Here is a 19,696-nt window from a genome sequence, read left to right as displayed (position 1 = left end):
GATCGCTAGTTGACAGATCCGGCCCGCCTGGTCGCTGTGACCAGGCGGGCCGGACCGTGCCGGCCGGCGCGAGCAGAGGCGGCACGACCGGCGAGGGGGACGTCGCGGCGGCGACGTCCCCCTCGGACGGTTCGGGAGGGCGGTCAGACCGGCGCGAGGCGGAAGCCGACCCCACGGACCGCGTGGATCGTCGCGGCGGCGTCCAGCCGAGCCAGCTTGCTGCGTACCCGTCGTACCACCGAGTGCATGTCGGAGCCGCGGCCGAGGTGCTTGTTGCCCCAGACCTTCAGGTGCAGCCGTTCGTAGGTCCAGACCTGACCGGGCGCGCCGACCAGACAGAGCAGGAAGTCGTGCTCCAGGCGGGTTAGCTCGATCTCCTGGTCCCGCCAGCGCAGCACCCGCCGGTCGGAGTCGACGGTCAGGCCGGGCGGCGGCGAGGTCTCCACCATTGCCGTGGCCTCGGTGATCACGGTCTGGACGGGGACGGAGCCCGCCGTCGTGGGGTGCCTCTCGACCACCCCGAGGAACTCCCGCGCCTGGTCGACGCTGGAGACGATCAGGAACGCATTGCTACCGCCGAGTAGTTGCGCCAACTGTCGGCGTTCTGCCGGCGATGACGCGATGCCGATGACCAGGGACGCGACCGGGATACCCCGCATTCCCCAACCCCTTCCGGTTCCCCCACGCATTCCGGACGGCTATTCCGTGCTGCCGACCAAGAAACTTATCAATCTGTTCTGACCATAGTGGCGGCTCGTCTCGGACGGGTTAAAAATAGTTGCATCTAAGCATTTGAATGTCCGTTAAGCTGAGTGCCGATGGTGACATAAGCTATTCGCGGTGGCTTGGCCGGGTTGCTGGGAATTTGCGGTGGTCAACGCGTCGCTGCACCCCGGCGGACCGTCCCTACTCTAGGCTCGGCGGCGACAAGTCCGGATGAGGTGGACACGTCGATCGGAATCGGGTCGCGCCCGGCGGGCGGCAGGTTTCGCGACGTTCCGGGGGAGGGGCACGATGAAGAAGATCGCGGCTGGCATGTTCATCTCCCTCGACGGCGTCGTCGAGGCTCCCGACCAGTGGCACTTCCCGTACTACAACGACGAAATGGGCGCCGCCGTGGACGCCACCCTCGGTGCCGCCGACACCATGCTGTTCGGGCGCCGGACCTACGACAGCTTCGCCGGCGCCTGGCCCGAGCGGGAAGCCGAGGGTGGCGAGGACGCACCGTTCGCCAAGGCGCTCGGTGACGCGCGCAAGATCGTGGTGTCGAGTCAGCAGCTCCGGTTCAGCTGGCGCAACTCCGAGCAACTGCAGGGCGATCTGGTGGAGGCGGTCACCGCGCTGAAGCGGGAGTCGGGCTCAGGTCTGATCGGTATGAGCGGTTCGGTCTCCGTGGTCCGGCAGTTGCTCGCCGCCAAGCTGCTCGACGAGTTGCATCTGCTGGTGCATCCGATCGCCGTGCGTAAGGGGATGCGGTTGTTCGAGGAGGGCGAGCCCTCGATTCCGTTGCGCCTCATCTCGTCGCAGACCTTCAAGACGGGTGTGCTCAACCTCGTCTACGCCCCGGCTCCGGCACCCGCTGACGCCGGCTACGAGGACGCCAAGGTCCACCTGCCGCAGCGGGGGTAGCGCCGGTCAGGCCCGCGATCGCGGGCGCAGCTGCCCAAGCTGGGTCGCCTTGACAACCGATCATGAGCTTAGGTTAGCCTAACCTCATGTCGAGTGGAGCGCCGTCGACCGACGGTGAGCAGAGCCTGCGCGGAAGCAACCTCCGCCTGGGCTACCACGGGGTGCCCGTGGTGCACGAAGCGGCCATCACCCTGCGCGCTGGTTCCGTCACGGCTCTGGTGGGCCCCAACGGCAGCGGTAAGTCCACTCTGCTGCGGGCCCTGGCCCGGCTGCACCCGATCACCGCCGGCGCGGTGCACCTCGCCGGCGGCACCGCCGCGGCCGGCCTGCCGGCCCGGGAGTTCGCCCGCCGGGTCACCCTGCTCGCGCAGAGCCGGCCGGTGCCCAACGGCGTCACCGTCCGGGACGTCGTCGGCTACGGCCGGCACCCGTACCGGGGACGCTGGCGGGCCGACGACCCGCAGGGCCCCGCCGTCATCGCCCGTGCGATGGACGTCACCGGCGTCGCCGCGATGGCCGACCGCCCGGTGGACGAGTTGTCCGGCGGCGAGCTGCAGCGCGTGTGGCTGGCCACCTGCCTGGCCCAGGACACCCCCGTGCTGCTGCTCGACGAGCCCACCACCTTCCTCGACCTGCGCTACCAGGTGGAGATCCTCGACCTCGTCCGGGACCTCGCCGACGACCACGACGTCGCGGTCGGCGTGGTGCTGCACGACCTCAATCAGGCCGCCGCGGTCGCCGACGAGGTGGTGCTGCTGCACGGCGGCCGGGTCCGCGCCGCCGGCAGCCCCGCCGAGGTCTTCACCGAGCAGGCCCTCACCGAGACGTACGGCATCCGTATCGACGTGAGCACCGATCCGCTCAGCGGAGTGGTGAACACCCGTCCGATGGGCCGGCACGCCACCCGCATCCCGGTCTGAACGACCGCTCGCACATCTCACCAGAAAGACCGCCATGACCCGTACCCGTGTCACCGCCATCGTCGCCGCGGCGGCCGCGCTGTTGCTCAGCGCCTGCGGCACCACCGAGAACACCGCCGCTCCCGAGACCTCCGCTGCGGCGGCCGGACCGGTCACCGTCACCGACAGCCGCGGCAAGGAGATCTCCCTAAAGGCCCCGGCGACCAGGGTGGTCGGCCTGGAGTGGGGCGAGGTCGAGATGCTCGTCGGTCTCGGCGTCATGCCCGTCGGCGTCGCCGACCCCAAGGGCTACGCCACCTGGGTCAGTGCGGCCGAGCTCGACCCGAGCGTCAAGGACGTCGGCGCCCGCGGCGAGCCCAGTGTCGACTCCATCGTCGCCCTCCAACCCGATCTCGTGGTGATGGAGGACGACCGGGGCGCCAACCTGGTCACCCAACTCGAGAAGTACGTCCCCGTGCTGGTCGCCAAGGGCAGCGACGCCGCGGACAACCTCGGCCGGATGCGCGCGGACCTCAACATGATCGCCAAGGCGGTCGGCAAGACCGTCGAGGCCGACAAGCTGCTCGCCGACTTCGACGCCGCGCTCGCCGACGGCAGGAAGAAGATCGCCGACGCGGGTGCGGCCGGCCGTCCGTTCGTCATCGCCGACGGCTGGAAGGAGGGCAGCACCGTCAGCGTCCGGATGTTCGGGCAGGGCTCGCTCGTCTCCCAGATCGGCATCCAGCTCGGCCTGACCAACGCCTGGACCGGAAAGACCGACGCGGCGTGGGGTCTCGGTCAGACCGACGTCGAGGGCCTCACCGGGCTCAAGGATCCGAACCTGCACTTCTTCTACAACGCCTCGGACGGCATCGACGTCTTCGCCGACGGCCTCGCCGGCAACGCCATCTGGACGTCCCTGCCCTTCGTCAAGCAGGGCAACCTGCACCGGCTGCCGAACGGCATCTGGACCTTCGGCGGACCGCTCTCCGGCAAGCAGTACATCGACCAGCTCGTGAAGACCTACACGGTGTGACCACGCTGACCGCACCCCCGCGCCCGGGGTCGGCCGTCGGGCCGGCCCCGGCCGGGCGCCTCGTCACCCGCCGCGTCCTCGGGGTCTTCGTCGCCGCGACCCTGCTCGTGCTCGTCGTCGCGGCCGTGCACCTCACCCAGGGCACCTCCACCGTCGGCGCCCTCGACCTGGTGCGGCTCGTCACCGGCACCGACGACGAGGCGGCCCGGGTCCTGGTCGCCGCCCGGCTGCCACGCCTGCTCGCCGGGCTGACCATCGGCGTCGCGCTCGGCTTCGCCGGCGCCGCCCTCCAGTCGATCGCCCGCAACCCGCTCGCCTCCCCGGACACCCTCGCGGTCAACGCCGGCGCCCACCTCGCAATCGTCACCGTCGCCGCGTTCGGCATCTCCCTGCCCGTGCTTCCCGCCGGCGGCCTCGCCCTCGGCGGCGGCCTCGCGGCGGCGGCGCTGGTGCTGGCCATGTCCGGTGGCGGTCAGGCCAGCACCACCCGGCTCATCCTCGCCGGCTCGGCCACCGCCCTGGCGCTCGGCTCGGTCACCACCCTGCTCCTGCTGCTGTTCGAGCAGGCCACCATCGGCCTCTTCGCCTGGGGCAACGGCTCGCTCGTGCAGAGCGACCTGACCGCGCTCACCCAGCTCGCCCCGGTGATCGGCGTCGCGGTGGTGGCGTTGCTGCTGCTCGGGCAGCGGCTGGACATCCTCGCCCTCGGCGACGACACCGCGACCGTGCTCGGCCTCGACGTGCGGCGCACCCGGCTGATCGTGACCCTGCTGGCCGTGCTGCTCTCCGCCGCCGCGGTCACCCTCACCGGCCCGGTCGGCTTCGTCGGACTCTGCGCGCCGGTGATCGTACGGCTGCTCGCCCCCGTGGTCCCCGGCGTGCACCGGCACCGCATCCTGCTGCCGCTCTCCGGTATCGCCGGGGTGCTCGTCGTCCTCGGCTCCGATGTGCTGCTGCGCGCGGTCATGGGCGGGCAGGCCGGTGTCGACATCCCCACCGGCGTGGTCACCACCCTGCTCGGCGCGGCCGTCCTGATCTGGCTCGCCCGGCGGCACCGGGACGCCGGCCCCACCCGCCGCCCGCCGGGCGGACACGCGGCGGTCCGCTCCTCGACGTTCCACCGCACCGTGGTGGCCGCGGCCGCCGTGCTCACCGTCTCGGCGGTGCTCGTCGGCATGCTCGCCGGCGACACCTGGGTGCTGTTCGGCGACATCGTCAACTGGCTGAGCGGAAGTACCGGGCCGGCGTACACCTTCGTGCTGGACCAGCGGTGGCCGCGGGTCGCGGCGGCGGTGCTGGCCGGCGCGGCGCTCGCGGTCGCCGGCACCACCGTGCAGGCGGTCTGCCGCAACCCGCTCGCCGAGCCGGGCATCCTGGGCATCACCGCCGGCGCCGGCCTGGGCGCGGTCTCCCTGCTCACCTTCGTCCCGCTGGCCGGCGTGTGGGCGTCTCCGGTGTCGCCGGGCTCGGCGCGATCCTCGCCTTCGCGCTCGTCTACGGCGCTGCCTGGCGCGGTGGGCTCAGCTCCGACCGGCTGGTCCTGATCGGCTTCGGCACCTGGCAGGGCGGCATGGCCGTCATCACGTTCCTGATCGTCGCCTTCGACCCGTGGAACACCGGCAAGGCGCTCACCTGGCTCTCCGGCTCCACCTACGGCCGTACCGCCACCCAGGTGCTGCCGGTGGCGATCGCCCTGCTGGTGCTCACCCCCGCGGTGGTCGCGGCCCGGCGGGAGCTCGACCTGCTCGCCCTCGACGACGACACTCCACGGGTGCTCGGCGTCCGGCTGGAACGCACCCGGCTGGTCGCCCTCGGGGCCGCGGCGCTGCTCACCTCCACCGCGGTCTCCGCCGTCGGCGTGATCGGCTTCGTCGGCCTGGTCGCGCCGCACATGGCCCGGGCGCTCGTCGGCGGCCGGCACACCCGGGTGCTGCCGGTCGCCGCGCTGCTCGGCGCGGCGCTGGTCAGCATCGCCGACACGCTCGGCCGTACCGTGATCGCCCCCGCGCAGGTCCCCGCCGGACTGGTCACCGCACTGATCGGCACCCCCTACTTCGTCTGGCTGCTGTGGCGCTCCCGCGCCGCGGCGAGCCCATCTTCGGTAGCGCCGCGTCGACCAAGAGAGGCACCATGACCGAGACCCTGCCCATCGCACCCTGGCGCGTGTTCGCCGTCGAGGTCCGGGCGGTACGCCAGCTCAGCCCGTCCTTCGTCCGGGTCACCTTCACCGGGCCGGACCTGGACCGCTTCGCCGACAACGGCTACGACCAGCGGATCAAACTCGCGCTTCCGCTGCCCGGGCGGCACGGGGTGCGCCTGCCGGACGGGCCCGACTGGTACGCCCAGTGGCGGGCCCTGCCGGAGCCGGAGCGCAACCCGATCCGTACCTACACGGTTCGCGCCGTGCGACCGCACGCGGCCGAGGTCGACGTCGACCTGGTCGTGCACGGCGACAGCGGCCCGGCCACCCGCTGGGCCCGTCGGGTCCGGCCCGGCGACGAGATCGCTATCCTCGGCCCCGACGCCGGCTACGACGGCGACCACGGCGGCGTCGAGTTCCGGCCGCCCTCGACCGGGCAGCTGCTGCTGGCCGGGGACGAGACCGCGGTACCGGCGATCGCCGCCATCCTGGAACGCCTGCCGCTCGACGCGCGCGGCCGGGTGCTGCTGGAGGTGCCGGACGCGGCGGACGCGCTGCCGCTGACGGCGCCGCCCGGCGTCGCCGTGACCTGGCTGTCCCGGGGCGTCGGCGCGCACGGCAGCGAGCTCGTTCCGGCCGTCGCCGCGGCGGCGGGGGAGCTGCTGGCCGCGCCGGACCCGCTGGCCGTCGCGTCGGTCGCCGACATCGACGTGGACACCGAGATCCTCTGGGAGGTGCCCGATCCGGCGCCCGCGGCGCCGCTCTACGCGTGGCTCGCCGGGGAGGCAGGGGTGATCCGGTCGCTGCGCCGCCACCTGGTGGGGGAGCGGGGGCTGGACCGGCGTGCGGTGGCGTTCATGGGCTACTGGCGGATCGGCCGCGCCGACCCCGCGTGACCCGGGCCCCGGGCCGGTCGCACCAGGTCCGTTCCCGGGCCGCCCGCCGCAGCCGGTGCCGCGCCGGTGGGCCGTCACCGACCCGCGGGCGCTGCCGTCAGTACGCGGGCAGCGGTGTGCACTCGCCGGTCGGGGTGTCCACGTGCGACACCTCCATCGTGAAGCTGCGCCGACGGGGTCGGCGCACGGTTCAGCCACGACGGCGGCGGGATCCGCATCGCCGGCACGGTCACCCTGCCGGGCGGAGTCTCCGACTCCGCCCGGCCCGCGTCGATCGTCGGGGCGCCCGGCCGACCGCCGGCCCGATCGGTTCAGTCGACCGGCTGGGCCGCGCCGTTGAACACCGGTGGCGCGTAGCCGGCAGGCTTGTCGCCGATGCCCAGTCCCGGGCTGACGATCCAGGACTGGTAGGCCGGGGTGAACATCACGTACGGCGCGCTCAGCGCGGGCGCGCTCGCCTCCTCCAGTCGCCGGCGCGCCTGCGCCGGGATCTCGAAGTCGAGCGCGGCCATGTTGCCGTCGACCTGCTCGGCGCTGCTCGCCCCGATGATCACCGAGCCGACGCCCGGTTGGCTGGCCACCCAGTTGATCGCCACCTGCGCCATGCTGCGGCCCAGCTCGTCCGCCACGCCCTGCAGCGCGTCGATCACCTGCCAGTCGCGGTCGCTGACCGGCTGCCCGCCGCCGGAACCGAGGCGTCCCTCACCGGCCACACCGTCGCCGGTCCGCCGGTACTTGCCGCTGAGCAGCCCACCGCCGATCGGGCTCCACGCGGTCAGTCCGATTCCCAACGACTGCGCCATCGGCGCGTACTCCGCCTCGATAGCGCGGTTGATGAGCGAGTACGGCAACTGCAGGCTGATCATGGGTGCCATCGCGTGCGCCTCGGCCAGGCTCTGCGCCCGTGCCGCGTACCAGGCCGGCACGTCCGACAACCCGGCGTAGCGGATCTTCCCCGCCCGCACCAGATCGTCGAACGTGCGCACCACCTCCTCCACCGGCGTGATCCGGTCCCACGTGTGCAGCAGGTACAGATCGAGATAGTCGGTGCCGAGCCGCCGCAGCGACGCCTCCACCGCCCGGATCATGTGCTTACGGCCGTTGCCGCCGGCATTCGGATCCGTCGGGTCCACGGTGTTGGTGAACTTGCTCGTCAACACCAGCCGGTCCCGCAGCCCCGCCGAAGCGATCAACCGACCGAGGATCTGCTCGCTCTCCCCGGCGGTGTAGAAATCCGCGGTGTCGATGAAGTTCCCCCCGGCCTCCACGTAGCGGCGGAAGATCGGCTCCGCGGCGGCCTCCGTCTTGCCGTACGCGGCGTGGAAACCACCGGTGCCGAAGTTCATGGTGCCCAGGGCCAGTCGGCTGACCCGCAGCCCGGACCGGCCCAGCAGGTAGTAGTCGTTCATGACCAGACAACTCCGCATGCTCGTCAGACGGTTCCTGCGGCCCGGGACCGGACCGCCTGGTCCACCACCCTGACGCGACAAAATTGGACCGGCAAGTCCAAAGCCGCGGCCGGTCGTCGCGAGCCGCGCCGCGCTGACGAAGGAGCCGGGTCAGCGGTCCCGAGTGTCGGAGGGAGCCATCACGCGCAGCGCGTTCGCGGCCAGGCCGACCCGGATCGGCGTCCGGCCGCGCAGCTCGCCGTCGACCTCGACGCGAGCGGGTTGGTCGGTCTCCAGCCACAACTCGTCCACGGCCAGGAACGGCTCCTCGTGCAACGTGCGGCGGTGCCCGGTGGTGGCGTTGCGGAGGGTGTCGCGGAGCAGGCCGCCGCGGGTCGGACCGCCGACGGCGTACGCGACCAGCAGCCGGTCGTCCGCGTCGGCGTCGGCGGTGATCGGCCGCCCGGCGTGGAACCCGCCGTTGGCAACGTAGAGCTGGTGGGTGACGAAGGCGTGCTCCGACCCGGCGGCGCGGATCGTGACGCGCAGCGGGCGTTGCCGGGCCAGCAGGGCCAGCGCGGTGAGCGGATACGCCACCCGCCCGGTGAGGCGCTTCAGCCGCGGCGGAGTCCGGAGCATGATGGTGGCGGAGAGGCCGACGCCGACGTGGTTGGTGAACGGGATGTCGCCGGCGAGGCCGAGATCGACGTCGACCACCTTGCCGTCGGTGAGGACCTCGACGGCCTGGTCGAGATGCAGCGGGATGCCGACCGTGCGGGCGAAGTTGTTGGTGGTGCCCAACGGCAGCAGGCCCAGCGCGATGTCGCGGTGGGCGAGCAGGCGCGCCGCCGCGCTGAGCGTGCCGTCGCCGCCGCCGGCGATCAGCAGGTCCGGTGCGAGGTCGGCCGCCGCATCGAGGGTGCGCTCGAGCTGACCGGGCTGCTCGACCGGATACCGGGCGAGCAGGTCGAAGCCCGCCGCCGCCAGCAGCTCACAGGCCCGCTCGTAGAGGTGGCGTCCCCAGCGGGAGTGGGCATTGACGACCAGGACCGCACGACGGTCCTGGCGGATGGCCGCGCTCAGCTCCTGCTTCGTCCGCATGAGCCCCGACTTTATCCTCAGTGGAGGGCTCATCCACGCGATCTGTGCATGCCGGTCAGCGCGGCCCGGCCGACCGGCTCAGCGCCGCCATCCCCAGCGACGCCGTTCACCGGCGCCGGCGGTCGAGGCCTGTTCCCGCTCCAGCATCCCGGCCGCCGCCCGCAGCTTGGCCACGATCTCCGCGCCGGCCGGCCCCAGGAAGCCGGCCAGCCCGTTGCCCAGCTGCAGCACCATCCGGGCCCGGTCGAAATCGTGGATCAGCGCGAGGCACTGCGCGTAGACCGCGTAGGTGTTCGCCAGCTCCCAGAGGCTGAGCGGCCGGCCGGGATCGGCGAGGTTCTGGCGCAGCTCGCTCGCCCGGGAGGCCGCCATGGCCGCCTCCCGTGCGTCGGCGGCCGGTGAGGGGGCGGTGAGCGCGCGGTGCAGCAGCGCGGTCGCCTGGTTGTGGTAGGCCGTGCCCATGGCCTCCCGGGTCTTCGGTCCGGCACCCGGCGGTGGCCCGGCCGTCCGCAGCCCGGTCGCGAGCGCCTGCTCCAACAACTCGACGCGGGTGGCCGGCTCGCCGGCAGCGAAGGCGGCCTCCGCCAGGTCCACCATGGCCGTGATCAGCTCGGCCAGGGCGCCGTCCCGGCGCGGACCGGTCGCGTTCCGGTCCTCCGCCACCGCCGTGTCGTTGACCTGCTCGAAGATGCCAACCGCTTCGCGACCGAGCGCCACACCCTCGGCGGGACGGCCCCGCGCCGACGACAGCATCCCGCGGCGCCACAGCGCCCGGGCCAACTGCTGCTGGTCGCGGCGGTCGACCGGCCCGGAGGCGTGCACGGCCCGCCGATAGGCGTCGATCACCTCGGCCCACAGCCGGTCGGCCTCCGCCCAGGACTGCTGCCGCATCGATCGCTCGCGTGCCTGCTCGAACAACGCCTCCCGCTGCTCCGGCCTCATGTCCGCACCGCCCTTCGCGGTAGCCACCCGGGCCCCGCAGCCGCGAGCGATCCGCGTCGATTCTAGGGGGGCCCGGCAACTGTCCGAGGGCGGCGCGGCGGCGTTCTCCAGCCGGGGTCCGGGATGGGCGCAACTCCCCGACCGGTCGGTCGGCGGTCACGACTGCCTGAGCCGGGCCAGAGCGTCGCCGGTGGGGAGGACGCGTCACTGGGCTTCCCTGTGGTCCGCCGCCGGGTGCCCGACCCCTACCGGCGGGCGCGCCCCGCCGTGGGGCTCGCCGACAGCACCGCGACCGGCAGCGTCCCCGCGACCTGGAACAGCCGGAATGAGCGACGGCGGCGAGCGGGGGTGGCGGCCATGCCGCGGAGGCTGGGACGGGACGACCATTCGGCGCATGAGCGCGGGTACGAAGGCGTACCACCTGGTCGTTCCCGCCACCGGCGGCCGGTGCGCACCTTACGCTGCCGGAGACGAGGGGTGGTACGGATGGCGGGAACGCAGCGGGTGGCGGTGCTCGGGCTCGGCGGGATGGGGCAGCCGATGGCGGCAAACATCCTGCGGGCCGGTCTGCCCACGACCGTCTGGAACCGCCGACCGGAGCCGGCCCGTCGCCTTGGCGAGCAGGGCGCGGAGGTGGCCGACAGCCCGGCCGATGCGGTCCGCCGCGCGGACGTGGTGATCACGATGGTGACCGACGCGGACGCCGTGCTGGCGATCGCCGACGGGCAGGGCATGCTGTCCGCGTTGCCGGACGGCGCGATCTGGGCCCAGATGAGCACCATCGGGGTCACCGGCACCGAACACCTCGCCCGGCTCGTCGCCGAGCAGCGACCCGGCGTCGTCCTGGTGGACGCCCCGGTGGCGGGCAGCCGGGGCCCGGCGGAGCAGGGGAAACTGGTCGTCCTCGCGTCCGGCCCGGCGGAGGTCCGGGAGCGCGTCGCGCCGGTCTTCGACGCGGTCGGCCAGCGCACCGTGTGGGTCGGGCCGACCGGCGCCGGCTCCCGGGTCAAACTGGCCAACAACCTGCTGCTCGCGTTCCTCGCCGAGGGGCTCGCCGAATCGATCGCGCTCGGTCAGGCGCTCGGGCTGGACCACGCGGCGGTACTCGGCGCCTTCCAGGGCAGCCCCCTGGTCGGCGCGTGGGCGGCGGAGAAGCTGGAGCGCATCGGCCGGGACGACTACTCGGCGCAGTACCCGCTCAGCCTTGCCCTCAAGGACGTGAACCTCGCCTTGCGCGAGGTCGAAGCCGACCGGTTCGCCGTGGCCCACAGCCTGGCCGCGCAGTGGCAGCGGGCGATGGAGCGCGGCCTCGGCGGCGAGGACGTCACCGTGGTCACCCGAGCCCTCGAACACTGACCGGGCCGAGCCCCCGCCGGCCCTTCGCTCCGCCCCTGTTCGGTCTGCTCTCGCCGCGGTCCTGGTCGAGGTATTCGAACCGATTTCAGGCGGTAGGAGTGATCAGTAGGGTTAAGGTGATTTTGCGCAGGTTCCAAGCGGCCCGTTGTCCCCGGCCCTACCCGTAGCACTCGCGGCGCGGGCCACCGCACCCGCAGCGTGCGGTGGACGAGCGTCGCAGCACGACCCACGCCGGCGGCCGCCCCGCCGGTCGGCGATCCACCCGGTTGTCGCCGTGGAGTTGCGTGTGCCCGGACGGAGAGATGATGTCCCTGCTTGACGATGTCAACCAGCCCGCAGACCTCAACCGGCTCACCGGCGACCAGCTCCGGCTGCTCGCGAACGAGATCCGGGCGTTCCTGGTGGAGACGGTCTGCCGGCGGGGCGGACACCTCGGGCCCAACCTCGGCGTGGTCGAACTGACCCTGGCGCTGCACCGGGTGTTCCGCTCTCCGGACGACCGGATCATCTTCGACACCGGCCACCAGGCGTACGTGCACAAGCTGCTCACCGGCCGTCAGCAGGGCTTCGCCGCGCTGCGCGGGCGCAGCGGCCTCTCCGGATACCCGCGGCGGGCCGAGTCGGCACACGACCTGGTGGAGAACTCGCACGCCTCGACCGCGCTCTCCTACGCCGACGGGCTGTCCCGGGCGTACGCGCTCGACGGGGTGCGCCGGGCGGTGGTGGCGGTCATCGGCGACGGCGCGCTCACCGGCGGGCTCGCCTGGGAGGCGCTGAACAACCTGGCGACCTCACCGGGGCGGGTGGTGATCGTGCTCAACGACAACGGGCGCTCGTACGCCCCGACCGTCGGTGGCCTGGCCACGCACCTCACCGGCCTGCGGGCCGGAGCCGGAACAGCGGCGGAGCCGGCCTGCCGGACGAGCATCTTCGAGGCGCTGGGCCTCACCTACCTGGGCCCGGTCGACGGCCACGACGTCGACCAGGTCGAGGCGGCGCTGCGCACCGCCCACGCCGCCGACCGGTCGGTCGTGGTGCACTGCGTCACCCGCAAGGGGTACGGGCACGCGCCCAGCGAGGCCGACGAGGCCGATCGGCTGCACGCCGTCGGCGTGGTCGACCCGGGCACCGGGCTGCCGGCCACCGCGCCGGGGCGGACCTGGACCGACGCCTTCTCCGACGAACTGGTCGCCATCGGGGAGGACCGGCCCGACCTGGTCGCGGTCTCCGCGGCGATGCTCGGCCCGACCGGTCTCACCGGCTTCGGCGCGCGTTACCCCCACCGGACCGTCGACGTGGGCATCGCCGAGCAGCACGCCGTCACCTCGGCGGCGGGGCTCGCCTTCGGCGGGAAGCACCCGGTGGTCGCGGTCTACGCCACCTTCCTCAACCGGGCGGTGGACCAGGTGCTGCTCGACGTGGCCCTGCACCGGCTCCCGGTCACCCTGGTGCTCGACCGCGCGGGCATCACCGGCCCCGACGGGCCCAGCCACCACGGCATGTGGGACCTGTCGCTGCTCGGTGCGGTGCCGGGCCTGCGGGTGGCCGCGCCACGCGACGAGGCGACGCTGCGCGAGGAGCTGCGCGAGGCGGTCGCCGAGCAGGGCGGCCCCACCGCGCTGCGGTTCCCGAAGGCCCGGGTGGGCGAGGAGATCCCGGCGCTCTACCGGACCGGCGGGGTGGACGTGCTGCGTACCGCGACGGCCGCGCCGGTGCTGCTGGTCGCCGTGGGCGCGATGGCGGCACCCGCGCTGCGCGCGGCCGACCTGCTGGCCGAGGCCGGTGTGGAGTGCACCGTCGTGGACCCCCGCTGGGTCCGGCCGATCAACCCGGCGCTGGCCGGTCTGGCCGCCGAGCACGCCCTGGTGGTCACCGTCGAGGACGGCATCCGCGACGGGGGGATCGGCTCCGCCCTCGCCCAGGCGCTCGCCGACGAGAGCGTCGGCACCCCGGTGCGGGTGCTGGGCCTGCCGACGTCGTTCATCACCCACGGCGAGCGGGCCGGTCTGCTCGCCGAGCACGGGCTGGACCCGCCCGGCATCTGCGCCGCGGTCCTGCACCAGGTGTCCACCCTCCCCGCCGACCTGGACGCGCGGGTGCGGAACCGGAACCGGGCGCAGAAGCCGTTGAGTCCGCTGCCCGGATGAACCACGACCGTCGACCCCGCGCCCGAGAGGAAGGGAACCTGGGATGAGTCAACAGACCGTTGTCCCCGCGGTGCACCGGCTCGCCCAGGCCCGGGCGGAGGAGAACTTCCCCGTCGCGCTGCGGGTGCTGCCCGGCCGGTACCGCCGCCACCTCATCGCCGTCTACGGGTACGCGCGGTACGTCGACGACGTCGGCGACGAACCCCTGGCTCCCGGCGTCGACCGGATCGCCGAGCTGGACCGGGTCGAGGCCGACCTGCGCGCGCTGTACGCCGGCCGGACGGCGAGCCACCCGGTGGTACGCGCGCTCGCGCCCACCGTCGCCGAGTGTGGGCTGCCGCTCGACGCGCTGGTCCGCCTCGTCGAGGCCAACCGGGTCGACCAGCGGGTCACCCGCTACCCGACCTTCGCGCAGCTGGTCGAGTACTGCACCCTCTCCGCCAACCCCGTCGGTGAGCTGGTGCTGCACGTCTTCGGGCAGGCCGGACCGACGCAGGGGAAACTCTCCGACCGGGTCTGCACCGCGTTGCAACTCATCGAGCATCTCCAGGACGTGGCCGAGGACCACCGGCGCGGGCGGATCTACCTGCCGGCGGAGGACCTGGACCGGTTCGGGGTCGACGAGGGCGACCTGAGCCGTCCCGCCGCGACCCGGCCGCTGCGGGAGCTGATCGCCTTCGAGGCGGAACGGGCCGGCGCCTGGCTCGACGCCGGCGCTCCGCTGGTCTCGGCGCTGCGCGGCTGGGCCCGGGTCGCGGTCAGCGGCTACCTGGCCGGCGGCCGGGCGACCCTGGACGCGCTGGCGGCGGCCGACCACGACCCGCTGCGGACCGCCGTGCGCCCCCGGCGCCGGCGGGTACTGCGCCGCTGGGCCAGCGCCACCGTGCGGAGCGCCGGATGACCGCGACCGTCGGCGTCGAGGCGGCCTACCGACGCTGCGAGGACATCACCCGCAGCCAGGCCGCCAACTTCGCGTACGGCATCCGGCTGCTGCCGGGGGCCAAGCGCCGCGCCCTCTCGGCCATCTACGCCACCGCCCGGCGCATCGACGACATCGGCGACGGCCAGCTGCCGTCGGAGGAGAAGCTGGACCGGCTGGCGCAGACCCGGGCGGCACTGCACCGGCTGCCGGCCGACGGCGGCGACGACCCGGTGCTCACCGCGCTCGGCCACGCCGCGACCCGGATGCCGATCCCGCTGGCCGCCTTCGACGAACTCATCGACGGCTGCGCCGCCGACGTCACCGGCCGCCGCTACGACACCTTCGACGACCTGCACTGGTACTGCCGCTGCGTGGCCGGGTCCATCGGCCGGCTCTCCCTCGGCGTGTTCGGCACCGCCGAGCCGGGACCGGCGGCCCCGCTGGCCGACGCGCTCGGCGTGGCGCTGCAACTGACCAACATCCTGCGCGACCTGGTCGAGGACCGCGCCGACGGGCGGATCTACCTGCCGGCCGAGGACCTGGCGCGGTTCGGTTGCACGCTGGAGTTGGGCGCCGCCGGGTTCACCGATCCGCCCCGGCGACTGATCGACCTGGTCCGCTTCGAGGCCGCCCGGGCGGCCCGCTGGTACGACACCGGGCTGCGGCTGCTGCCGCTGCTCGACCGGCGCAGCGCCGCCTGCACCGCCGCGATGGCCGGCATCTACCGCCGGCTGCTCGCCCGTATCGCGGCCGACCCGCTGGCTGTCACCCACGGCCGGGTGTCGCTGCCCGGGCGGGAGAAGGCCTGGGTTGCCGCCCGGGCGCTCGTCGGGCGTACCCGATGAGCGCGTCGACTCAGACGCCGCCGGACGGTGGGGTGGTCGTCATCGGCGGCGGTCTCGCCGGCATCGCCGCGGCGATCCGCCTCGCCGAGTTCGGCCTGCCGGTGACGCTGCTGGAGAGCCGCCCCGAGCTGGGCGGGGCCACCTACTCGTTCCGCCGCGACGGGCTCACCGTGGACACCGGTCAGCACGTCTTCCTGCGCTGCTACCGCGCCTACCGCGGTCTGCTGGACCGGCTCGGCACCACCGCGGGCGCCGTCGTGCAACCGCGCTTCGCGGTGCCGGTGCTGCTTCCCGGCCGGGCGCCGCAGTGGTTGACCCGCCGCCGGCTGCCCGCCCCGGCTCACCTGTTGCCGGCGCTGGCCGGCTACCGGCTGCTCAGCCCGGCGCAGCGGCTCGCCGCCGTACGCGCCTGCGCGGCGCTGCGCCAGGTCGACCCGGACCTGCCGGACACCGACCGGCACAGCTTCGGCGACTGGCTCGCCGCGCACGGCCAGAGCGACCGCGCCGTGCGTCGGCTCTGGGATCTGATCACCGTGGCGGCGTTGAACGTGCCCTGCGGGCAGGCATCGCTGGCGCTGGCCGCCCGGGTGTTCCGCACCGGGTTGCTCGAGGCCGCCGACGCCGGCGACATCGGGCGCCCGGTGGTTCCCCTGGTCGACCTGCACGCGGTGGCCGCCCGGCGGGTGCTGGACCAGCTCGGCGCCCGGGTGCGCACCCGGGCCCGGGTCCGGTGGATCCACCCGGAACCGGCCGGCTTCCGGATCGGGGTGGACGGTGCTGAACTCGCCGCCGAGGGTGTCGTGCTGGCGGTGCCGCACCAGGTGGCCGCCGCGCTGGTCCCGCCGGCCGCCGCCCCCGACGCCGGCGAGTGGCACCGGCTGGGCGCGTCCCCGATCGTCAACGTGCACCTGCGCTACGCCCACCGGGTCACCCGGTTGGTGATGGCCGCCGCGGTCGAGTCCCCGGCACAGTGGATCTTCGACCGGTCGGCCCCGGACGCCGGCGACGAGCAGCACCTGGTGGTGTCGCTGTCCGCGGCCGATGCCGAGATCGACCGGCCGGCCGCCGAGCTGGTCCAGACGCAGCGCCAGGCGCTGGCCGAGCTCTTCCCCGCCGCCCGGACCACCCCGGTACGGGAAGCGTTCGTCAGCCGGGAGCCGCGGGCCACCTTCCGGCAGAACCCCGGCACCCGGGCGTACCGGCCGGCTGCGACCACCGGGCTGCCCGGGCTGGTACTGGCCGGCGCATGGACCGACACCGGATGGCCGGACACGATGGAGGGCGCGGTGCGCAGCGGCCAGGAGGCCGCCGACATCCTCGCCCGGCAGCTCGTGTCCCGGCCTCGACACCACACGGAGGCCGCACGATGACCGTTGTACGCAGCCGCGGTAGCGACCAGATCCAGACCTATGTCGAGCCGGCCATCCGGGCCCTGCTGGACCGTCTCGACCCGGGCAATCGGCTGGTCGCCGCCTACCAGCTCGGCTACTGCGACGCCGACGGTTCGCCGGCCGCCAGCCAGGGCAAGGGCCTTCGGCCGGCGCTGGCGCTGCTGTCGGCCCGGGCCACGGGCGCCGAGCCCGACGCGGGCGTGCCGGCGGCCGTCGCGGTGGAGCTCGCGCACACCTTCTCGCTGCTGCACGACGACGTGATGGACGGCGACACCGAACGCCGGCACCGGCCGACCGCGTGGACGGTCTTCGGTGTCGGCCCGGCGATCCTCGCCGGCGACGCCCTCATCGGACTCGCCTACGAGGCGCTCGTCGAGGTGCCCGGCGGCAACCCGGCGGCGTTGCGGCTTGCCCAGGACGTGCGGGCCCTGATCGCCGGGCAGATGGCCGACCTCAGCTTCGAGAAGCGCGACGACGTGACCCTCGAAGAGTGCCTGACCATGGTCGGCAACAAGACCGCGGCCCTGCTCTCCGGCTCGTGCGCGCTCGGGGCGCTGGTCTGCGGCGGCCCACCCGGGCTGGTCGACGGGCTGTCCCGGTTCGGCCACCACCTGGGGCTGGCCTTCCAGCTCGTCGACGACGTGCTCGGCATCTGGGGCGACCCGCGGCGCACCGGCAAGCCCGTCGGGTCGGACCTGCGCGCGCGCAAGCGCAGCATCCCGGTCGTCCGGGCGCTCACCGGCGGCGACGCCGCCGGCGAGGCCCTGGCCGAGCTGTACCGCTCGCCGGCGGCGCTGACGGACGAGGACGTGGCCCGGGCGAGCGGACTCGTCGAGGCGAGCGGGGCCCGCGAGTGGACGCAGCAGCGGGCGTGGCAGGAGACCGAGCTGGCCCGGGCCGAGCTGGAGGCGCTGGACCTGCCGGACGACGTGCGCGCCGGACTCGCCGACGTGGCCGACTTCATTCCCGGGCGGGATCACTGATGACCGAGCTGCTCTCCCCGAAGACCACGACGTCCGTCGGCGTGGACCGGGCCGCCGACCCGCCGGACCCGGGCGCGGCGCGGGACGCGCTGCGCCGGGCCCGTGACCACCTGCTCGGCCTGCAGGAGGACGCGGGCTGGTGGAAGGGTGAGCTGGCCACCAACGTCACCATGGACGCCGAGGACCTGCTGCTGCGGCAGTTCCTCGGCATCCGGACGGCCGAGCAGACCGCCGAGACGGCCCGCTGGATCCGTTCCCAGCAGCGTCCGGACGGATCCTGGGCGACGTTCCACGGTGGCCCCGGTGACCTCTCCACCACCATCGAGGCGTACCTCGCGCTGCGGCTGGCCGGCGACGAGTTGGAGACGCCGCACATGGCGAGGGCCGCGGCCTTCGTCCGCGCGCGCGGCGGGCTGGCGGCCAGCCGGGTGTTCACCCGCTTCTGGTTGGCCCTCTTCGGCCACTGGCCGTGGTCCCAACTGCCCGCCGTGCCGCCCGAACTGGTGCTGCTGCCCTCCTGGGTGCCGTTCAACGTCTACGACTTCGCCTGCTGGGCCCGGCAGACCATCGTGCCGCTCTCCATCGTCCGGGCGCTGCGTCCGGTGCGTCCGCTCGGCTTCACCGTCGACGAGCTGCGTACCGCCACGCCGCCGTCGCGGCGGCCCCGGTTGCGCACCCGCTCCGGCGTGCTGTACCGCTTCGACCGGCTGGCCAGCTCCTACGAGCGGGTCGCCCGCGGGCCGGTACGCCGGCACGCCCTGCGCCGGGCCGCCGAGTGGATCGTGGCCCGCCAGGAGGCCGACGGGTCCTGGGGCGGGATCCAGCCGCCCTGGGTCTACTCGCTGATGGCGTTGCACCTGCTCGGCTACCCGCTGGATCATCCGGTGCTGCGCGCCGGCCTGGCCGGGCTGGAGCGGTTCACCGTGCGGGAGGAGACTCCGGACGGCCCGGTCCGCCGGCTGGAGGCGTGCCAGTCCCCGGTCTGGGACACCGCGCTCGCCGTCATCGCGCTCTCCGACGCCGGGCTGCCGGCCGGGCATCCCGCGCTGGACCGGGCCGGCCGATGGCTGCTCGACGAGGAGATCCGGGTCCGCGGCGACTGGGCGGTACGCCGGCCGAAGACCCCGGTGGGCGGCTGGGCCTTCGAGTTCGACAACGACGGGTACGCCGACACCGACGACACCGCCGAGGTGATCATGGCGTTGCGGCGGACCGGCGTACCGGCCGAGGGGGCGGTGCTGCGCGCCAGCCGCTGGCTGCTCGGCATGCAGTGCCGCGACGGCGGCTGGGCCGCGTTCGACGCCGACAACACCCGGGCGATCCTCGGCGACCTGCCGTTCTGCGACTTCGGTGAGGTCATCGACCCGCCCAGCGCCGACGTGACCGCGCACATCGTCGAGGCGTTGGCGGCGGAGAACTTCACCGGAACCGTGCCGGTGCGCCGCGGCGTGCACTGGCTGCTGCGCGCCCAGGAACCGGACGGCTCCTGGTTCGGCCGGTGGGGCGCCAACCACGTCTACGGCACCGGCGCCGCGGTCCCGGCCCTGGTGGCGGCCGGCGTCCGGCGCGACCACCCGGCGATCAGCCGGGCCGTGGACTGGCTGCTGGCGCACCAGAACGACGACGGCGGTTGGGGCGAGGACCTGCGCTCCTACCGCGACCCGGCCTGGATCGGCCGGGGTGAGTCCACGGCGTCGCAGACCGCCTGGGCGCTGCTCGCCCTGCACGCGGCCGGGCACGGCACGGGCGAGCCGGCCGGCCGGGCGGTGCGCTGGCTGGTCGGCACCCAGCGGCCGGACGGCGGGTGGGACGAGCCGCAGTTCACCGGTACCGGCTTCCCCGGCGACTTCTACATCAACTACGGGCTGTACCGGCTGGTCTTCCCGATCAGCGCGCTCGGCCGGATCCTCGACGCGCGGGCCGGCGGCCTGGAGGCCACGACCGGCGGCCTGGCGGCGACCGCCGGTGGCCTAGAGGCCACGGTGACCGCGTGATCCGGCCCGCCTTCCCGGACGCTCCCG

Annotated in this window: 17 protein-coding genes; 13 read left to right on the top strand and 4 right to left on the bottom strand. The window is 74.0% G+C overall.

The window, feature by feature from the left end; genetic code table 11:
* Positions 1 to 143 precede the first annotated feature (143 nt).
* Positions 144 to 659 (bottom strand): winged helix-turn-helix domain-containing protein, encoded by a 516-nt coding sequence (locus tag AB0C04_RS15720; RefSeq protein WP_357054175.1) that lies wholly within the window; start codon positions 657 to 659, stop codon positions 144 to 146.
* A gap of 355 nt (positions 660 to 1,014) precedes the next feature.
* On the opposite strand from AB0C04_RS15720, the gene AB0C04_RS15715 reads away from it, so the two are divergent.
* The 6 genes from AB0C04_RS15715 (at position 1,015) to AB0C04_RS15690 (ending at position 6,600) form a co-directional block, all read left to right on the top strand.
* Positions 1,015 to 1,629 carry a dihydrofolate reductase family protein gene (locus AB0C04_RS15715; RefSeq protein ID WP_357054172.1) on the top strand — a complete coding sequence of 205 codons (615 nt, stop codon included), beginning with the start codon at positions 1,015 to 1,017 and terminating at the stop codon, positions 1,627 to 1,629.
* 86 nt (positions 1,630 to 1,715) lie between these two features.
* Positions 1,716 to 2,549: an ABC transporter ATP-binding protein gene (locus AB0C04_RS15710; RefSeq protein ID WP_357054169.1), complete on the top strand. Its 834-nt coding sequence runs from the start codon at positions 1,716 to 1,718 to the stop codon at positions 2,547 to 2,549.
* Between the two features lie 34 nt (positions 2,550 to 2,583).
* The gene (locus AB0C04_RS15705) at positions 2,584 to 3,564 is read left to right on the top strand and encodes an iron-siderophore ABC transporter substrate-binding protein (protein WP_357054166.1); all 981 of its coding nucleotides are present in this window, start codon (positions 2,584 to 2,586) and stop codon (positions 3,562 to 3,564) included.
* Complete coding sequence (locus tag AB0C04_RS15700; RefSeq protein WP_357054163.1) at positions 3,561 to 5,108, top strand: iron ABC transporter permease; 1,548 nt, start codon at positions 3,561 to 3,563, stop codon at positions 5,106 to 5,108. Before AB0C04_RS15705 ends, AB0C04_RS15700 begins: the two co-directional genes overlap by 4 nt.
* Complete coding sequence (locus AB0C04_RS15695; protein WP_357054160.1) at positions 5,006 to 5,698, top strand: iron chelate uptake ABC transporter family permease subunit; 693 nt, start codon at positions 5,006 to 5,008, stop codon at positions 5,696 to 5,698. The genes AB0C04_RS15700 and AB0C04_RS15695 overlap by 103 nt, the downstream gene beginning before the upstream one ends.
* On the top strand, positions 5,695 to 6,600 hold the full coding sequence (locus tag AB0C04_RS15690) for a siderophore-interacting protein (RefSeq protein WP_357054157.1): 906 nt from the start codon (positions 5,695 to 5,697) through the stop codon (positions 6,598 to 6,600). Before AB0C04_RS15695 ends, AB0C04_RS15690 begins: the two co-directional genes overlap by 4 nt.
* A 311-nt stretch (positions 6,601 to 6,911) precedes the next feature.
* Here the strand turns inward: AB0C04_RS15690 and AB0C04_RS15685 are convergent, their stop codons facing one another.
* From AB0C04_RS15685 to AB0C04_RS15675, 3 genes are all read right to left on the bottom strand, one after another.
* On the bottom strand, positions 6,912 to 8,009 hold the full coding sequence (locus AB0C04_RS15685) for an aldo/keto reductase (RefSeq protein WP_357054154.1): 1,098 nt from the start codon (positions 8,007 to 8,009) through the stop codon (positions 6,912 to 6,914).
* A 150-nt stretch (positions 8,010 to 8,159) separates the two neighbouring features.
* Positions 8,160 to 9,089 (bottom strand): diacylglycerol kinase family protein, encoded by a 930-nt coding sequence (locus AB0C04_RS15680; RefSeq protein WP_357054151.1) that lies wholly within the window; start codon positions 9,087 to 9,089, stop codon positions 8,160 to 8,162.
* A gap of 78 nt (positions 9,090 to 9,167) precedes the next feature.
* The gene (locus tag AB0C04_RS15675) at positions 9,168 to 10,031 is read right to left on the bottom strand and encodes a hypothetical protein (protein WP_357054148.1); all 864 of its coding nucleotides are present in this window, start codon (positions 10,029 to 10,031) and stop codon (positions 9,168 to 9,170) included.
* 486 nt (positions 10,032 to 10,517) lie between these two features.
* Here AB0C04_RS15675 and AB0C04_RS15670 point away from each other — a divergent pair, with 486 nt between their 5' ends.
* From AB0C04_RS15670 to shc, 7 genes are all read left to right on the top strand, one after another.
* Complete coding sequence (locus AB0C04_RS15670; protein ID WP_357054145.1) at positions 10,518 to 11,387, top strand: NAD(P)-dependent oxidoreductase; 870 nt, start codon at positions 10,518 to 10,520, stop codon at positions 11,385 to 11,387.
* A 305-nt stretch (positions 11,388 to 11,692) separates the two neighbouring features.
* Positions 11,693 to 13,534 carry a 1-deoxy-D-xylulose-5-phosphate synthase gene (locus AB0C04_RS15665; protein WP_357054142.1) on the top strand — a complete coding sequence of 614 codons (1,842 nt, stop codon included), beginning with the start codon at positions 11,693 to 11,695 and terminating at the stop codon, positions 13,532 to 13,534.
* Positions 13,535 to 13,577: 43 nt separating this feature from the next.
* A complete protein-coding gene (gene hpnC / locus AB0C04_RS15660; RefSeq protein WP_357054139.1) occupies positions 13,578 to 14,435 on the top strand; it encodes a squalene synthase HpnC in 858 nt (285 codons plus the stop codon).
* Positions 14,432 to 15,301 (top strand): presqualene diphosphate synthase HpnD, encoded by an 870-nt coding sequence (hpnD, locus tag AB0C04_RS15655; protein WP_357054136.1) that lies wholly within the window; start codon positions 14,432 to 14,434, stop codon positions 15,299 to 15,301. The genes hpnC and hpnD overlap by 4 nt, the downstream gene beginning before the upstream one ends.
* Positions 15,298 to 16,671, top strand: coding sequence for a hydroxysqualene dehydroxylase HpnE (gene hpnE, locus AB0C04_RS15650; RefSeq protein WP_357054133.1), 1,374 nt, complete (start codon positions 15,298 to 15,300; stop codon positions 16,669 to 16,671). Before hpnD ends, hpnE begins: the two co-directional genes overlap by 4 nt.
* A complete protein-coding gene (locus AB0C04_RS15645) occupies positions 16,668 to 17,675 on the top strand; it encodes a polyprenyl synthetase family protein (protein ID WP_357054130.1) in 1,008 nt (335 codons plus the stop codon). Before hpnE ends, AB0C04_RS15645 begins: the two co-directional genes overlap by 4 nt.
* A complete protein-coding gene (gene shc / locus AB0C04_RS15640; protein WP_357054127.1) occupies positions 17,675 to 19,669 on the top strand; it encodes a squalene--hopene cyclase in 1,995 nt (664 codons plus the stop codon). Before AB0C04_RS15645 ends, shc begins: the two co-directional genes overlap by 1 nt.
* The last annotated feature ends 27 nt before the right edge of the window (positions 19,670 to 19,696 follow it).

The organism is Micromonospora sp. NPDC048909 (assembly GCF_040649635.1).
Classification (GTDB): Bacteria; Actinomycetota; Actinomycetes; order Mycobacteriales; family Micromonosporaceae; genus Micromonospora.
Note: the sequence above shows the minus strand (reverse complement) of the source record. Positions and strands in the feature narration are given on the sequence as shown.

Coding starts and splice junctions, on each gene's coding strand:
- AB0C04_RS15680 (WP_357054151.1), bottom strand. CDS start 9,089: ATGCGGACGAAGCAGGAGCTGAGCGCGGCCATCCGCCAGGACCGTCGT.
- AB0C04_RS15710 (WP_357054169.1), top strand. CDS start 1,716: ATGTCGAGTGGAGCGCCGTCGACCGACGGTGAGCAGAGCCTGCGCGGA.
- AB0C04_RS15720 (WP_357054175.1), bottom strand. CDS start 659: ATGCGGGGTATCCCGGTCGCGTCCCTGGTCATCGGCATCGCGTCATCG.
- AB0C04_RS15645 (WP_357054130.1), top strand. CDS start 16,668: ATGACCGTTGTACGCAGCCGCGGTAGCGACCAGATCCAGACCTATGTC.
- AB0C04_RS15715 (WP_357054172.1), top strand. CDS start 1,015: ATGAAGAAGATCGCGGCTGGCATGTTCATCTCCCTCGACGGCGTCGTC.
- AB0C04_RS15665 (WP_357054142.1), top strand. CDS start 11,693: ATGTCCCTGCTTGACGATGTCAACCAGCCCGCAGACCTCAACCGGCTC.
- AB0C04_RS15690 (WP_357054157.1), top strand. CDS start 5,695: ATGACCGAGACCCTGCCCATCGCACCCTGGCGCGTGTTCGCCGTCGAG.
- AB0C04_RS15685 (WP_357054154.1), bottom strand. CDS start 8,009: ATGAACGACTACTACCTGCTGGGCCGGTCCGGGCTGCGGGTCAGCCGA.
- AB0C04_RS15670 (WP_357054145.1), top strand. CDS start 10,518: ATGGCGGGAACGCAGCGGGTGGCGGTGCTCGGGCTCGGCGGGATGGGG.
- shc (WP_357054127.1), top strand. CDS start 17,675: ATGACCGAGCTGCTCTCCCCGAAGACCACGACGTCCGTCGGCGTGGAC.
- AB0C04_RS15705 (WP_357054166.1), top strand. CDS start 2,584: ATGACCCGTACCCGTGTCACCGCCATCGTCGCCGCGGCGGCCGCGCTG.
- hpnE (WP_357054133.1), top strand. CDS start 15,298: ATGAGCGCGTCGACTCAGACGCCGCCGGACGGTGGGGTGGTCGTCATC.
- AB0C04_RS15675 (WP_357054148.1), bottom strand. CDS start 10,031: ATGAGGCCGGAGCAGCGGGAGGCGTTGTTCGAGCAGGCACGCGAGCGA.
- hpnD (WP_357054136.1), top strand. CDS start 14,432: ATGACCGCGACCGTCGGCGTCGAGGCGGCCTACCGACGCTGCGAGGAC.
- hpnC (WP_357054139.1), top strand. CDS start 13,578: ATGAGTCAACAGACCGTTGTCCCCGCGGTGCACCGGCTCGCCCAGGCC.